This window comes from Rhodococcus sp. 15-2388-1-1a, assembly GCF_002259145.1.
Taxonomy (GTDB): Bacteria; Actinomycetota; Actinomycetes; order Mycobacteriales; family Mycobacteriaceae; genus Rhodococcoides.
Window position 1 is genome coordinate 1 of record NZ_NPFP01000040.1, and the last position, 13,649, is coordinate 13,649.

Sequence of the window (13,649 nt, forward strand, 5' to 3'; positions counted from 1 at the left end):
AAATAGACCCCGAACCGGTAGCAAATCCGCGCGCGTATGACGAATGCGCGCGCGTTTGCGGCGGCACCCAACCCTGCCGGCCCCACCCCAGACCGCGCACACAAAAAACTCCCCACCCGACGGATCGGGTGGGGAGTTTTGGCGGTGGCGGAGGGATTTGAACCCTCGGACGGGGATTACCCGTCACACGCTTTCGAGGCGTGCTCCTTAGGCCGCTCGGACACGCCACCGCAGAAGACTGTACCGGAATGACGGCCTGAGGCTAAATCGCCTGCTCAGCACGCGAATCCATCGGTCATTCCGCAGGCTCCACTCCGGCGACTAGTTGCCGGTGAGCTTGTCCTTGATGTTCGAGGCTGCGTCCTTGACCTTCTCGACGCCGTCTTTGACTGCTGCCGAGGTCTGGTCGCCCTTGCCCTCTGCTTCGAGGTCCTTGTCTCCGGTGGCCGAACCAGCGGCTTCCTTTGCCTTGCCGCCGAGGTCTTCGGTCTTGTTCGAGATCTTGTCGCCGATTCCCATAGTGCTCTCCTTCGCAGAGGTTGGAGCGCGTCGTCGCACCCCTGCTCTCCACACTCCTGAAAACCGACGGACCCGGCCACCTCGCCCCTCACCTCGAGACGGGATCGTTATCTCTGGCGAGCGAAGAACCTGGTCAACACTTCGGCGCATTCGGCTTCCAACACCCCGCCGCGCACCTGCGGCCTATGGGTGAGTCGACGGTCTCGCACAACGTCCCACAGCGACCCGACGGCCCCGGTCTTGGGTTCCCACGCTCCGAACACCACTGCTCCGACGCGAGCGAGCACCAGCGCCCCGGCGCACATCGTGCATGGTTCCAAGGTGACGGCCAGGGTGCAGCCTTCGAGTCGCCAACCGTCCCCGTGCACGGCCGCTGCTCGACGCAGGGCGATCACTTCCGCGTGTCCGGTGGGGTCGCCCGACGCCTCCCGCGCATTGCAGGCTCGGGCGATCTCACGTCCGGAGGGGTCGAACACGACGGCTCCGACGGGGACGTCGGCATCCGACGCCTCGGCGGCAGCCGCCAGCGCTGCGCGGATCATGTCCGCGTCGGATACCGACACGGACTACCGCCGCAGCTTGTTCACCGCTGCGGTGAACTCGTCCTCGAAGCCCAGGCGTTCGGCGATGGACTGCAGCTGTTCGTCGGGGTAGTCGTCGGTCTCGGCGACGATGATGCCGAGGACGGCTTCGGGTAGTCCGAGGTCCGCCAGCAGGGCGAGGTCGCCTTCCTCGTAGGGCTCGATGTCGTCGAGTTCATCGGGGTCGACGTCGGGAATCTCGATGTTCAGCGCATCGAGAACGTCCGCGGCGATTTCGTAGTCCACGGCGGCGACCGCGTCGGACAGCAGCAGTCGGGTGCCGTTCGGTGCGGGACGCAGGATGACGAAGAATTCCTCGTCCACATCGAGCAGTCCGAACACAGCTCCCGAGCTGCGAAGTTCACGCAGTTCGGTCTCTGCCGCCGACAGACTGGTCAGTGCGTCGTCGGACAGCGGCGTGACGGTCCACTTGCCTTCCTCTCGGACAACTGCAACGCCGAATCCCTCGAGGTCGTCGTACTCCGGTGCGGATGCGCGGTTGTTGTTCGCGCGCTGTGCGGCCATGCGCGCAACGGTAGTCCGGTAGGGGCCGGTATTCGAAGTCCACCTCCTGTCGACGTCACCCACCTGTGCCAATCTGATCGGGTGACTTCTTCCTCGGTGTGCGTTCTGGGTCTCGGACTGATCGGCGGGTCGATCCTGCGGGCTGCACACGACGCGGGGCGTCAGGTGTGGGGATGGAACCGATCGGCCGACGCGATCGCCGGTGCTGTCGCCGACGGTTACGACGTCGGTACCGACCTGGAAGCCGCGCTGAGCAGGGCCGCAGCGCAGGACGCGTTGATCGTCATCGCCGTTCCGATGCCTGCCGTGGACTCGGTTCTGGCGGCAATCGCCGAGCACGCGCCCGCTGCTCCGATCACCGATGTCGTCAGCGTCAAAGCCGAGGTCGCCGCTGCCGTGGCCACTCGCGGACTGCAGGCGCGCTACGTCGGTGGGCATCCGATGGCCGGCACCAACCAGTCGGGGTGGTCGGCCACCGATCCGACGCTCTTCACCGACGCGGTGTGGGTGGTGGCCACGGACCCGGGCGTCGACGCCGACGTGTGGGTGCGGGTGGCCCGGCTCGCCCTCGACTGCGGTTCGGTGGTGGTACCGGCCGAGAGCGTCGAGCACGATCGCGCGGTCGCCAGAATCTCGCACCTACCGCACCTGCTGGCCGAGGCGCTGGCAATGGTGGGGGCGGCCGGCGGACCGCTGGCGTTGGGCCTGGCTGCGGGCTCGTTTCGCGACGGGACGCGGGTGGCGTCGTCGTCGCCGAATCTCGTCCGCGCGATGACCGAGGGCAACGCGGCGGCCCTGCGCACCGCGCTCGACGAGGCGCTGGATGCACTCACCGCAGCGCGCGAGGAACTGGACGAGGGCTCGACGAAAACGCTGGTCGACGCCGGCAACACCGCGCGCCTGCAGTACGAGCAGCATCGACGCTTCGAGATCACCGACATCACCCCGGGCGAACCGGGCTGGCGGGAAGACCTACAGAACGCGGGTCGACGCGGTGGCGTCGTGCGTCAGATCCGCTCGGCCAGTCCCGGGTAGTCGACAACGAAGCCGTCGGCATCGACCGTGACGGACGACGTCGACACCGGTGAGATGACGTGGATGCCCTCGGAACCGCTGCTGTACGTCAGCGTCGCCTCCTGAATGCTGAGGTCGAGCACGTTCACGTAGACCGTCGGCACCTCGAGGTCCTGGACCTGGGTGTGCAGACCGAATCGACGGATCGGCAGAGTGTTGAAGAAGGGGCTGAGCACCATATCGACGTCGAGTGCGCCGCTGTAGGTGGAGCGCTGATGGCTGGTGCTGTTCTCGACCATCCAGTAGCCCTCGTCGTCGCGGCTGACGGACGCCTGCCGGTCACCGGACGCGAGCGAGGTGCGCACCGAGAGCCGCTTGGTGACGCCGTATTCGTCGGTCACCAGGTCGTAGGACGCGCTGAAGGCGGGGTGATCGCTGCACGCGGCACCGATGATGCGTCCGGCAGCCTTGATGCGGTTGCCCGAGAGCTGGACCCGCACCGATTCCATACGGGGAACGTCGTGCGCTCGCCACGTGAGGATCGAGGGCCAGGTTTTCGCGTCTGCGGAGCCGGTCGCGGGGATGGAGACATGCTCTGCACCCGATGCTTGAGTGATCACGCACCTACGGTAGGCGACGAGGCCCCCAGAAGATCAAGCGGACGTGCCTTTTCTCGCAGTTCATTAAGGTTGTGCCCGTGACGACAGAGAACACCGGCGGCGGGCAGTTCGATTTCGCGCACTCCGAACAGGCCGCGAAGAGTCGACAGGACAAGGCGACCGCTCTGGCGCGTTACGTGTGGGATCGCGGCATCACCGGTGCCGAACTCCTCGACCTCACCGACGCCGTCCGCCGAAAGCTTGCCCGCGCCGCCGACCTGCACCCACCGAGCACGATGGAGACGTGGACCATCGTGGCCGAGTTGCTCGACCGTAAATCCGCATGGGCGGCCGAACACCCGGGCCACGACGGCGCGACGCCCCAGCACTCGGACGAGAAGATCATGTGGGTCAAGCCGCCGATCACTCCCTGGACTTAGACCAGCGAGTCCTCCCACGCCTCGTGCAGGTGCGCGAAGCGTCCCTCTCCCGCGATGAGGTCCTCGGGGGTTCCGTCCTCGACGATGTTTCCGTCGGCCATGACGAGTACCCGATCGGCGATCGCTACCGTCGACAGGCGGTGCGCGATGATCAGCGCAGTTCGCCCCTGCAGGATCGTCTCGAGTGCGCGCTGCACAAGTCGCTCACTCGGGATGTCCAGGCTCGATGTTGCCTCGTCCAGCACGATCACCGACGGCGCGGCCAGGAACACCCGCGCGAAGGCCACCAATTGCCTTTGGCCCGAGGACAATCGACCTCCGCGCTTGCGCACGTCGGTGTCGATTCCCTCCGGTAGCGACGCGATGAACTCCGTCAGCCCGACGGCGTCCGCCGCTGCCCGCACCTCCGCATCGGTCGCGGTGGGGCGTCCGAGCCGGATGTTGTCTGCCACCGAACCGGAGAACAGGAACGATTCCTGTGTCACCATCACGACGTTGCGACGCAGGTCCTCGTCGCCGATCTCCCGCATGTCGATGCCGTCGAGCCGCACGGCTCCAGCAGTCGGATCGTAGAAGCGCGCCAACAGCTTTGCCAGTGTCGACTTGCCTGCTCCGGTGGCTCCGACCATCGCGACCACCTGTCCGGCGGGTACGTGCAGCGAGAACTGCGGCAGCACGACGCGTTCGGGGCCGTAGGCGAAGTGCACGTCGTCGAACGTGATGTCGCCCTTGGCGGTTCCGATCTCCACCGGGTTCTTCGGTGCCGTCACCGACGGCTCCTCTTCGAGTACACCGGAGATCTTCTCCAGGGCAGCGGCGGCGGACTGGTAGGCGTTGAACACCATCGCCAGCTCGTCCAGCGGCCCGTAGAACCGGCGCAGATACAGCACGTAGGCCGCGAGCACACCGATGTCCATGTGGCCGTTGATCACTCGCCAGCTGCCGAACACCAGGATGATCGCGAGCGTGACGTTGCCGATCCAGCGCACGATGCCGGTGTAGCTCGCCATACCGCGCAGCGCCGCGGTGGTGGCGTCGCGATACTCCGAATCCTCGGTGCTGAGAATGGCGTCGTTGCGGCCCTCGCGTCGGAACACCTGCACCGCGCGGATGCCGCCCATCGACTCCACGAAATGGACAACGACGCGCGCGATCGCTACCCGTGTTCGACGGTATCCCTGGCGTTGCCGCCGCTGTGACCACCGGGTGACGAGAACCAGCGGAACGAAGCCGGCCAGCACGATCATCGCCATCGGAACGTCGAGGTACACCAGGATGATCGCGATCGACACCATCGACAGGATGGCCGTCAAGGCATCGTTGAGCGCGCTCTCGAGCAGTGTCTGCAGAGATTCGACATCGCTGGTCAGTCGCGAGATCAGCCGTCCCGAGGTGTACTTCTCGTGGAACGACAGGCTCAGCTTCTGGGCATGGTCGAACACCCGTCCGCGCAGGTCGTACAGGATGTTCTGGCTCAGCCGACCGGAGACGGTGAGAAACGCGTATGTGGTGAGCATCCCGAGCAGACCGAAGCCGGTGTACCCGCCGACCGCCCACAGCAGCGGACCCCAATCACCCTGTCCTGCAGCGCCGACGCCGTTGTCCAGCGCATAGGCGATGAACAGCGGACCGGCAACGTAGGTGATGTTGTCGACCAGAATGATCAGGAAGGACAGCAGGGCCTGCTTCTTGTACGGGCGCACCAACGAGACGAGCAACCGGCGAGAACGCCCGGCCAACACCAGGTTTCCGGTTGCGTCGACCTCGGATTCCTCACCGCCGACGCCGCGCCAATCCGCAGCTGCAGTTTGCTCAGCCATGAACCGACCCCATCACCTCGCGGTACCGCGGCGACGACGCCAACAGTCCCTCGTGTGTTCCCTGCTCCACAATTCTTCCGTTCTCGAGATACAGCACGCGGTCGGCCAACGCAGCGGTCGACGGCCGGTGCGCCACCAGCACTGTCGTCGAATGCGCCAACACACGCCGCAATTCCTTCTGGACTTTCGCTTCGGTGTCCACGTCGAGCGCGGACAGTGGGTCGTCGAGCACCAGCACCCGCGGCTTGCCCAGCACCGCCCGCGCCAGTGCGAGCCGCTGCCGCTGCCCACCGGACAGACTCATGCCCTGCTCACCGATGCGAGTGTCCAGACCCCACGGCAACTGCTCGACGAAATCCGTTGCGTGCGCGATCTCCAACGCCTCGGCAATCTCGGCATCGGACGCACCGGGCGAACCGAGCGCGATGTTCTCGCGCGCACTGGCCGAGAACAACACCGGATCCTCGAACGCCACCGTGACGATCGAGCGCAGATCGGCCAACCGCATCGAGGCCACGTCGATACCGTCGATGGTGATGGACCCCTCGGTGGCGTCGAACAGTCGAGGCACGAGGTTCGTCAGTGCAGTCTTTCCGCTACCGGTGTTACCGACCAGCGCGACGGTCTCCCCCGGCTCGACGACGAAGCTGACGTCGGTGAGAAGCGGCGAGGACGCGTCGGGAAAGGTGAATCCGACGCGATCGAATTGCACTCGGCCACGGATTCTTTCGGGCAGTTCGACGGGATTGTCCGGATCGGTGACGGTTTCGGGAGTGTCCATGATCTCCCAGTACCGATCCGCTGCCGTGCGCGCGTTGTTCAGCTCGGCCAGCAGATACCCGAACGATTCGATCGGCCACAGCAGGAAGGTGACGATGGCGATGGCCGCGACGAGCGTGCCGACCGTCATGGTGCCCTGCACGATCGAGTACGTGCCCACCGCCAGGATCGCGCCGATGGTGATCGGCTGCAGTCCGACGATCACCGCCCAGATGATCGCCAGGTAGCGCACCTTCTTCAGTTCGGTGCCACGCAACGTGCGCGCCTGACGAAGAAACTGCTTGCCCAAGTGGGCACTTCGACCGAATGCCTTGAGGACGCGAATACCCTGGATGGACTCTTCGACCGTCGTCGTGACGTCGCCTGCCTGATCCTGAGCGTCACGGGCCACGACGCGATACAGCGTCTCGAACTTGGTGCAGGCGATCACCAGCGGTACCGACGTCACCAGCATGATCAGCCCCAACTGCCAGGACTGGACCAGCAATACGCCGATACCGACGACGAGTGTGACGGCGTTGATGATGATGAACGGGCCGATGAAGGCCATGAACCGCCGCAGCGAACCGAGGTCCGCGATGGCGCGCGAGAGCAGCTGACCCGATTCCCAGCTTTCGTGAGCCGAGACCGACAACCGCTGCAACTTGTCGAATACCGTTGCCCGCGCAGAGATCTCGAATTGGCTCGACGGGCGAGAGACCAGGTAGCGGCGAACCCAGATACCGAGTGCGTCGATGGTGCCGAGCAACAGGACGAACGCCGCGGGCCACCAGACTGCCGAGAAATTGCGATCGGTGATGGGGCCGTCGATGACGCGTTGCATCACCAGCGGAATCACCAGACCGGTCATGGTGGCGATCAGCGAGACCACGATCGAGGCGATGTAGAACCACTTGTACGGCAGCAGAAACGGCGCGAAACGACGCAGTGAGCTGGGTGGCTTCGCGGTGTCCGGGTACGGCTGATCCAGGGTTCGGGTTTCGGGATCGAGCACACCCGTAGACACAGTTCTTCTCCTTATTGCTGTGCTCGAATGATTTCATTGCACAGGCTCAGTTTCCAACCGATTTTTCGGCCCTCGCATTCCAGTGTGAAACCTCGAGCAAGGTCGAGGTCAAGTGAACCGACTCTCGAGTAACGTAGGACCGTCGGGCGAGGGAAGGGCACACGTGAGCGCACGGTCGATGGTCGGGTTGTTCGCGGGGATCGGCGGGCTCGAGCTGGGGTTGGCCGACGCGGGGTGGACGACGCAGTTGCTGTGCGAGATCGATCCCGGAGCCGGGGCCGTCCTTCGAGCGCGCATGCCCGAGACACCTCTGCACACGGACGTGACCAGTCTTCGAAGCCTGCCCGCCGACACCGAACTGGTCGCAGCCGGTTTCCCGTGTCAGGACCTCTCCCAGGCCGGACGCACCGCGGGCATCACCGGTGCCCGTTCCGGTTTGGTGGACGAGGTGTTTCGGCTGGTCTCCCGTCGACGCGGTCCGCGATGGCTGCTGATGGAGAACGTGCCGTTCATGCTGCAGCTCGGCCGCGGGGCAGCCATGCGCCACATCACCGACGCGCTCGAGGACCTCGGGTACATGTGGGCCTACCGCGTCGTCGACGCCAGAGCGTTCGGTTTGCCGCAGCGTCGGCAGCGGGTGGTGATGCTGGCCTCGCGCACCGACGATCCACGGGAGGTGCTGTTCTCGCAGGACGCAGGACCGCTGCCCGACGGCGACCCCACCACACAGCCGTGCGGCTTCTACTGGACCGAGGGCATTCGCGGCCTGGGCTGGGCGGTCAACGCCGTCCCGACGCTCAAGGGCGGATCTTCGCTCGGTATCGCCAGTCCCCCGGCGGTTCGCCTGCCGTCCGGAGAGATCGTCACTCCCGGCATCGTCGGGGCCGAACGCCTGCAGGGCTTCGATCCGGAGTGGACGCTGCCCGCCGTCCAGCAGCCCGGTGTCCGCAGCGGACATCGCTGGAAGCTCGTCGGCAATGCCGTCAGTGTGCGCATGGCGTCGTGGGCGGCGAGCGCACTCGACGATCCGAAGCCGTACGACGCGTCGAACGATCAAGCTCTGCTGCCTGGTCAGGCCTGGCCGACCGCAGCGTGGGGACGCGATCGCACCAGCTACCGGGTCGACGTGACGACCATGCCGGTACACGAGCCCTACGAGGACCTGATCGATTTTCTCGACGACTCGAAGCTGCTCTCCGCGCGAGCGACCGCCGGATTCCTCAAGCGGGCACGAGCAGGCAATCTCCGTTTCGTCGACGGCTTTCTCGACGACCTCGACGCACACCTCGAGCGCATGGGCGGATACGTCGATCGAGTTCCGGTGTGAGCGCAGACCGACCCGCCACCGACGCCAAGACCAGTGCCCGGCTGAGCAAGCAGAAACGCCGTGACACCAAGCCCGAGGTGGCGCTGCGGCGAGCGCTGCACCGTCGAGGCCTGCGGTATTTCGTCGATCGCGCTCCGCTGAAGGGCATGCGGCGTCGAGCAGATCTGGTGTTCCCCAGGCGCAAGGTCGCGGTCTACGTCGACGGCTGCTTCTGGCACAGCTGTCCGATTCACGCCACCAAGCCCCGCAACAACGCGCAATGGTGGGCCGACAAATTGGCGGCCAACGTCACGCGCGATCGCGACACCGACGAGAAGCTGCTCGCGGAGGGCTGGCGCATCGTACGAATCTGGGAACACGAGGACCCCGCCGAGGCCGCCGACCGCGTGGTCGACGAACTTGCCGCAGAATAGTTCGGCTCCGCTCCCGCTTGAAACCATCTCGAGCCCCCGCGCGTCCAACCCCATGATCGGTTGATTCGAGTTCGGGGGAAACGGTGCGTAGAAATTGGTTGCTCGCGGCAGTGGCGCTGGCGATGTCGGTATCGACGAGTGGATGCGCGGTGGTGTTGCTCGGCAATGCTCTTCCTGTAGGCAGTTCGTCGCCGCAGAACAAGTACGGATTCGAGATGTCGGAGGCAGACCGATATCTCGCCGACTCGGCGGAATTCGTCCGGAGTCTCGACCCCTGCGGTTTTCTCACCGAGGACGATCTCGCCGCCCTAGGCACAGTGGTGCAGCTCCGCCCCGATGGCGAATTGAGCACGTGCTCGGCCACCCTGAGACCTGCGACATCGAGCGCCACCGACGCCGTCTCCATCGATCTGAACGCGTATCGGCCGACGTCCGACGACCCGGGGACCCAGCAGGTCACAATCGGTGGCGAACAGGTCTATCTCGACAACTCGGCGCACGGGTCGTGCCGCATCAGCTTCCCGCTTCGCGGGGAGTTCGACGGTGTCACCGCGGGGGCCATGGACGGTTACCTCACCGAATCCGGTCGCAGTTTCGCCGCGATCGAGGTCTCCCGCAGTGTGGGAGACGCGTGCACCGCAGCGACATCCGTTACCGAGACCGCACTCGGTCTGTTGGACGATCCACCACTGCGCGCCGAGTCCAGGTACAACCTTCCACTCGCCATGAAAGACCTGTGCGCCGTCCTGGAGCACTTGCCCGCAACCTGGACGGTGGAGCGCTGGAACCCTGCGTCCGATCCGTACCGTTGTCATTTCACGGCGTCCTCGGCAACATTCGCGGACAGCCTGGCGATGCTCGACGTCTCGCTCGGCTACGTCGACGGCGACATGCGTTCGACGGACCGCGAGCCCGTCCAGCAGGGCGGCTACACCGTCGAAACACGCGATTCCGATTCGTCGTGCTTCGCGGACATCGTGTTGGGCAACCCCGTGCTCGGCATGCCCGAGAAAGACGACACCGCCGCTCGCTATGCCCGCACGGTTCCCACACTGACCGTCCTGACCGACCACTGCGACTCCGCGGTCGCACTGGCGGTGGCAACTGCCGATGTACTGACTGGCTAGCCTTGGTCGGTGCGTTCGAGAACTGAAGGCGTGGATATCCGCCGGGTCGTAGTGGCGATCTGCTTGATCCTCGCCGGACTGCTGTACTCCGCGTGGGTGGCCGAGTTCTTTCTCGATACCGGCCTGGACGCGACCACCTCGTTCCTCAGCGAACTCGACGCCCGCGATCAGCCGTACCGCGAGTTCTTCTCCACCGCAGACGTCGTCACGGGTTCACTGATGGTCTTCGCCGCGGTTCTCGGCTTCCTCGCAACCCCGCGTCGACGGCTCGTCGTCACCGGCTGGGTCGCGTCGGGCATCTTCGGTATCGCCACCATCGCCGACGCAAAACTCCCCCTCGAGTGTGTCGCGGCCGACGATCCGAGTTGCCCGATCGAACCCAGCGGGCTCTTCCCGCAACTCCATCATCTTCACGCTCTGACCAGCACCATCGCGGTGTTCGCGATCTTCACCGTCATGGTTGCGTTCACGCTGGCCGCGTTCCGCTACCGGCTGTACCCGCTGCTTCGCACGCTGGGCCTTGCCGTCCTGATCCTCACGACGCTGGCCACCGCGTGGCTGTTGATCGCCGACAATCTGCCTGGTCAGTACGGTCTCGGCATCGCGCAACGGATTCAAGTGGGCGGGATGTCGGCGTATCTGGTGGTGCTGGGATGTGCGCTTAGACTCGGCGTATGTCCTTCACCGCGACCGAACTGAACGGATCCAAGGTAGAGCAGTACCAGCAGCTCACCGAGCAGGCCCGCGGCCTGGTATACGAAGAGTCGAATCTGATTGCGAACGCCGCCAATCTCTCTGCGTTGGTCTATCACGCTCTGCCCGAGGTCAATTGGGTCGGCTTCTACCTGTACGACGGCACCGAACTGGTGGTCGGGCCGTTTCAGGGTCAGCCGGCCTGCGTGCGCATCGCCCTGAGCAAGGGTGTCTGCGGAGCCGCCGCGACCACCCGCGAGACGCAACGCGTCGCTGACGTCCATGCCTTCCCGGGCCACATCGCGTGCGATGCCAACACTCGCTCCGAGGTCGTCGTACCGCTGTACCAGGGTGAAACGCTGATCGGTGTGTTCGATCTGGACAGCCCTGTCCCCGACCGCTTCGACGCCGACGATCAGGCCGGCCTCGAAGCGATCGCGGCGGTTTTTCTCAACTCTCTGGGGTAGAACCAGCTGCCGCCTCGAAGAACCAGGCCATGACCAGCGCACCGGGGTCGACGACGCCGCGCGCGGCCTCACCGACGTAGCTGGCGCGGCCGCGGTTTGCGGTGATGTCCTTCGTCAATTCGGCTCCGGTCTTCGCCGCGTCGGCAGCGTCCTGCAAGGTGCCGCCGTCCTTCTCGAGCGCGTCGACGGCCGGGGCGATGGCGTCGACCATCGTCTTGTCGCCCACCCGTGCGCCACCGAGTTCGGTGATGCTGTCCAGCCCGGCACGGGCGGCCTGCCCGATAGCCGCGAGATCCGGCTCGGATTCGAGCATCGTCCGGTAGAACTGGCGGAACCAGATGCCGAACAGCGCGCCGGACGTACCGCCCGCGTGGCCGAGGTAGGCCTCGCTCACTGCCTCGAATACGGTTGCTGCCGAGTAGTTTTCCTTGACGGCGTCCAGATCGAGCTGTTCGAGGGCCGCCACCATGTTGGTCCCGAAATCGCCGTCGCCTGCCTTACGGTCCAGCTCGGTCAGGGCCGGTTCCTCGTCGAGTACCCGCTGCGCCCACGTCCCGATCCATGTCGAGACGAACGCCGAAACCTCTCCGGAGTCCGAGGGCTCGAAGGAGGGCCCGAAGCCTCCGCGTTCGCCCACCGGCTTCGCACCACGGCTCTGGGCGTTGGGCCAACCGGGCGCGTCGGTCGGCGCGTCCCAGAGTTCGAGCATCTCGTCGTCGGCGCGCACGAGGGTGATCGAGGCTCCGCCCATGTTGAGCGCGGTGACGAAGCTGCCGACGAGCGAGCGGGATATCTCGATCCCTTTGCCGTGCAGATACTCCGAGAGTTCACCGAACAGCAGGTGCAGCTCCAGTGGGTGTGTTGCCCCGAGCCCGTTGACCACGGCGATCACCGATTCGCCCGAGTTCAATCCGAGCGAGTCCACGATGGGATCGGTCAGCTTCGCGACGATCTCCTGGGCAGGCAGCCGGGGCACGCGGTCGGTGCCGCGTTCTCCGTGGATGCCGATGCCGAGTTCGATCTCTTCCCTGGGCAACTCGAAGGACGGTTCGTCCGATCCCGGCAGTGTGGGCGGGTTCAGCGCCACCGCCATGCTGCGTGCGTTCTCCGCGGTTCGACGCCCCAGTGCGACGACCGCCTGCAGACTGTCGCCGCGTTCTGCCGCTGCGCCGCAGACCTTTTCGACGACGATGGTCGCCGCGGTGCCGCGACGACCCGGGCCGTCCTCGCTCTCGCTGGCCACGTCGTCGTCGACGAGAACGACATCGGCGGCAATGCCATCCTCCTGCAACAACTCCCGGGCGATCTTGAAGTTCATCACGTCGCCGGTGTAGTTCTTCACGATGTGCAGCACTCCGCCGCCGGAGTCCACGGCCTTGGATGCCTCGTGTACCTGGAGAGCGTTGGGTGAGGTGAAGACCAGCCCCGGGCACGCGCCGGTGAGCAGGCCGCGACCGATGAAGCCGGCATGCAGCGGCTCGTGCCCCGATCCCCCACCGGACAGCAGGGCGACTTGGCCGTCGGAGATGCGGTAGCGGCGGGTGAGATAGCCGGGATCGGCGTGCCAGGTGACGTCGTCGGTGGCGGCGACGAAACCGCGGAGGGCGTCGGCGACGAATGTTCGAGGGGAATTGGAGAACATAACTCCACCCTAACCACCTGCGCCGCGTCCCTTCGTCGGTTCTGCGAGACGGATACAGTCGGGGCATGACTACCGAGACCTGGACGCTCGACGCATCGCACGGCGGGCAGTTGGCTGTCCGGACGGATGTCACAGGAAAAGCATCCAAGATGGGGCATCGCCTCACGATCGCGGTGAACTCCTGGTCTGCGACCGTCGAGTGGTCCGGGGGCGCTCCCGCCGCGGTTTCCCTGACCGCCGAGGTGAAATCGATCGAGGTGGTCCACGGCGAGGGCGGACTGACGCCCTTGATCGGACCGGAGAAGATCGTGGCGAAAGCCAACGCGCTCAAGAGCTTCGACGCCGACCGATATCCGTCGATTCAGTTCCGTTCGGCGGAGATCACCGCCGTCGACGCCGGATTTCGGCTGTCCGGCACGGCGGAGATCCACGGCGTTTCGAGGGAGATCACCGTGGATGTGGACGTCACGGACCTCGGCGATCGATGGCACATCGCTTCCGAAGCTGCTGTGCGTCAATCGGATTACAAGATCACTCCGTATTCGCAGATGTTCGGAGCAATGAAGGTGGTCGACGAGGTCACCGTGACGTTCGACGCCGAGTATCGCAAGCCCTGAGCCTTTCCAATTCACCTGCAATGGTGGACACTACGGCGGTGAGTCGAAATCGATGGATGATCGGATCGTGTGTACCGGC

15 protein-coding genes and 1 tRNA gene are annotated in these 13,649 nt (G+C 65.4%); 8 read left to right on the plus strand and 8 right to left on the minus strand.

Annotated features, from left to right (window positions below; translation table 11 throughout):
- Positions 1-139: 139 nt before the first annotated feature.
- The 4 genes from CH302_RS22395 to CH302_RS22410 form a co-directional block, all read right to left on the minus strand.
- A tRNA-Ser gene (locus CH302_RS22395) sits at positions 140-230 on the minus strand.
- 91 nt (positions 231-321) lie between these two features.
- Positions 322-519 carry a CsbD family protein gene (locus CH302_RS22400; RefSeq protein WP_032395366.1) on the minus strand — a complete coding sequence of 66 codons (198 nt, stop codon included), beginning with the start codon at positions 517-519 and terminating at the stop codon, positions 322-324.
- A 107-nt stretch (positions 520-626) separates the two neighbouring features.
- Positions 627-1,061, minus strand: a complete 435-nt coding sequence (locus CH302_RS22405; RefSeq protein ID WP_037187650.1) for a nucleoside deaminase — start codon at positions 1,059-1,061, stop codon at positions 627-629.
- Between the two features lie 24 nt (positions 1,062-1,085).
- A complete protein-coding gene (locus tag CH302_RS22410) occupies positions 1,086-1,625 on the minus strand; it encodes a tRNA adenosine deaminase-associated protein (RefSeq protein ID WP_037187647.1) in 540 nt (179 codons plus the stop codon).
- A gap of 63 nt (positions 1,626-1,688) precedes the next feature.
- Here CH302_RS22410 and CH302_RS22415 point away from each other — a divergent pair, with 63 nt between their 5' ends.
- The gene (locus CH302_RS22415; protein WP_037187645.1) at positions 1,689-2,660 is read left to right on the plus strand and encodes a prephenate dehydrogenase; all 972 of its coding nucleotides are present in this window, start codon (positions 1,689-1,691) and stop codon (positions 2,658-2,660) included.
- Here CH302_RS22415 and CH302_RS22420 read toward each other — a convergent pair.
- On the minus strand, positions 2,633-3,259 hold the full coding sequence (locus CH302_RS22420; RefSeq protein ID WP_230596146.1) for a putative glycolipid-binding domain-containing protein: 627 nt from the start codon (positions 3,257-3,259) through the stop codon (positions 2,633-2,635). The two genes, CH302_RS22415 and CH302_RS22420, sit on opposite strands and share 28 nt — an antisense overlap.
- Positions 3,260-3,336: 77 nt before the next feature.
- On the opposite strand from CH302_RS22420, the gene CH302_RS22425 reads away from it, so the two are divergent.
- Positions 3,337-3,678: a hypothetical protein gene (locus CH302_RS22425; protein WP_037188837.1), complete on the plus strand. Its 342-nt coding sequence runs from the start codon at positions 3,337-3,339 to the stop codon at positions 3,676-3,678.
- Here the strand turns inward: CH302_RS22425 and CH302_RS22430 are convergent.
- A complete protein-coding gene (locus CH302_RS22430; protein WP_037187641.1) occupies positions 3,675-5,498 on the minus strand; it encodes an ABC transporter ATP-binding protein in 1,824 nt (607 codons plus the stop codon). The genes CH302_RS22425 and CH302_RS22430 overlap by 4 nt on opposite strands.
- Positions 5,491-7,284 (minus strand): ABC transporter ATP-binding protein, encoded by a 1,794-nt coding sequence (locus CH302_RS22435; RefSeq protein WP_037187639.1) that lies wholly within the window; start codon positions 7,282-7,284, stop codon positions 5,491-5,493. Before CH302_RS22435 ends, CH302_RS22430 begins: the two co-directional genes overlap by 8 nt.
- Positions 7,285-7,462: 178 nt before the next feature.
- Between CH302_RS22435 and CH302_RS22440 the strand changes: the two genes are divergently transcribed.
- The 5 genes from CH302_RS22440 to CH302_RS22460 all read left to right on the plus strand — a co-directional run bounded on the left by CH302_RS22440 (position 7,463) and on the right by CH302_RS22460 (position 11,311).
- The gene (locus CH302_RS22440) at positions 7,463-8,611 is read left to right on the plus strand and encodes a DNA cytosine methyltransferase (protein ID WP_037188835.1); all 1,149 of its coding nucleotides are present in this window, start codon (positions 7,463-7,465) and stop codon (positions 8,609-8,611) included.
- Positions 8,608-9,024, plus strand: a complete 417-nt coding sequence (locus CH302_RS22445) for a very short patch repair endonuclease (protein WP_037187637.1) — start codon at positions 8,608-8,610, stop codon at positions 9,022-9,024. The genes CH302_RS22440 and CH302_RS22445 overlap by 4 nt, the downstream gene beginning before the upstream one ends.
- An 83-nt stretch (positions 9,025-9,107) precedes the next feature.
- Positions 9,108-10,151 (plus strand): hypothetical protein, encoded by a 1,044-nt coding sequence (locus CH302_RS22450; protein WP_141216705.1) that lies wholly within the window; start codon positions 9,108-9,110, stop codon positions 10,149-10,151.
- A 9-nt stretch (positions 10,152-10,160) separates the two neighbouring features.
- The gene (locus CH302_RS22455) at positions 10,161-10,850 is read left to right on the plus strand and encodes a DUF998 domain-containing protein (protein ID WP_230596145.1); all 690 of its coding nucleotides are present in this window, start codon (positions 10,161-10,163) and stop codon (positions 10,848-10,850) included.
- Positions 10,826-11,311 carry a GAF domain-containing protein gene (locus CH302_RS22460; RefSeq protein ID WP_037187631.1) on the plus strand — a complete coding sequence of 162 codons (486 nt, stop codon included), beginning with the start codon at positions 10,826-10,828 and terminating at the stop codon, positions 11,309-11,311. The genes CH302_RS22455 and CH302_RS22460 overlap by 25 nt, the downstream gene beginning before the upstream one ends.
- Here the strand turns inward: CH302_RS22460 and CH302_RS22465 are convergent.
- Complete coding sequence (locus tag CH302_RS22465; protein ID WP_037187629.1) at positions 11,295-12,953, minus strand: dihydroxyacetone kinase family protein; 1,659 nt, start codon at positions 12,951-12,953, stop codon at positions 11,295-11,297. The genes CH302_RS22460 and CH302_RS22465 overlap by 17 nt on opposite strands.
- 65 nt (positions 12,954-13,018) lie before the next feature.
- Between CH302_RS22465 and CH302_RS22470 the strand changes: the two genes are divergently transcribed.
- Positions 13,019-13,570 carry a YceI family protein gene (locus CH302_RS22470; RefSeq protein ID WP_037187627.1) on the plus strand — a complete coding sequence of 184 codons (552 nt, stop codon included), beginning with the start codon at positions 13,019-13,021 and terminating at the stop codon, positions 13,568-13,570.
- Positions 13,571-13,649 lie beyond the last annotated feature (79 nt).

What these genes read in the sequence shown, in the direction of transcription:
- CH302_RS22400 (WP_032395366.1), bottom strand. Translation starts at nt 519, where the DNA reads ATGGGAATCGGCGACAAGATCTCGAACAAGACCGAAGACCTCGGCGGC.
- CH302_RS22465 (WP_037187629.1), bottom strand. Translation starts at nt 12,953, where the DNA reads ATGTTCTCCAATTCCCCTCGAACATTCGTCGCCGACGCCCTCCGCGGT.
- CH302_RS22405 (WP_037187650.1), bottom strand. Translation starts at nt 1,061, where the DNA reads ATGATCCGCGCAGCGCTGGCGGCTGCCGCCGAGGCGTCGGATGCCGAC.
- CH302_RS22470 (WP_037187627.1), top strand. Translation starts at nt 13,019, where the DNA reads ATGACTACCGAGACCTGGACGCTCGACGCATCGCACGGCGGGCAGTTG.
- CH302_RS22440 (WP_037188835.1), top strand. Translation starts at nt 7,463, where the DNA reads ATGGTCGGGTTGTTCGCGGGGATCGGCGGGCTCGAGCTGGGGTTGGCC.
- CH302_RS22410 (WP_037187647.1), bottom strand. Translation starts at nt 1,625, where the DNA reads ATGGCCGCACAGCGCGCGAACAACAACCGCGCATCCGCACCGGAGTAC.
- CH302_RS22430 (WP_037187641.1), bottom strand. Translation starts at nt 5,498, where the DNA reads ATGGCTGAGCAAACTGCAGCTGCGGATTGGCGCGGCGTCGGCGGTGAG.
- CH302_RS22460 (WP_037187631.1), top strand. Translation starts at nt 10,826, where the DNA reads ATGTCCTTCACCGCGACCGAACTGAACGGATCCAAGGTAGAGCAGTAC.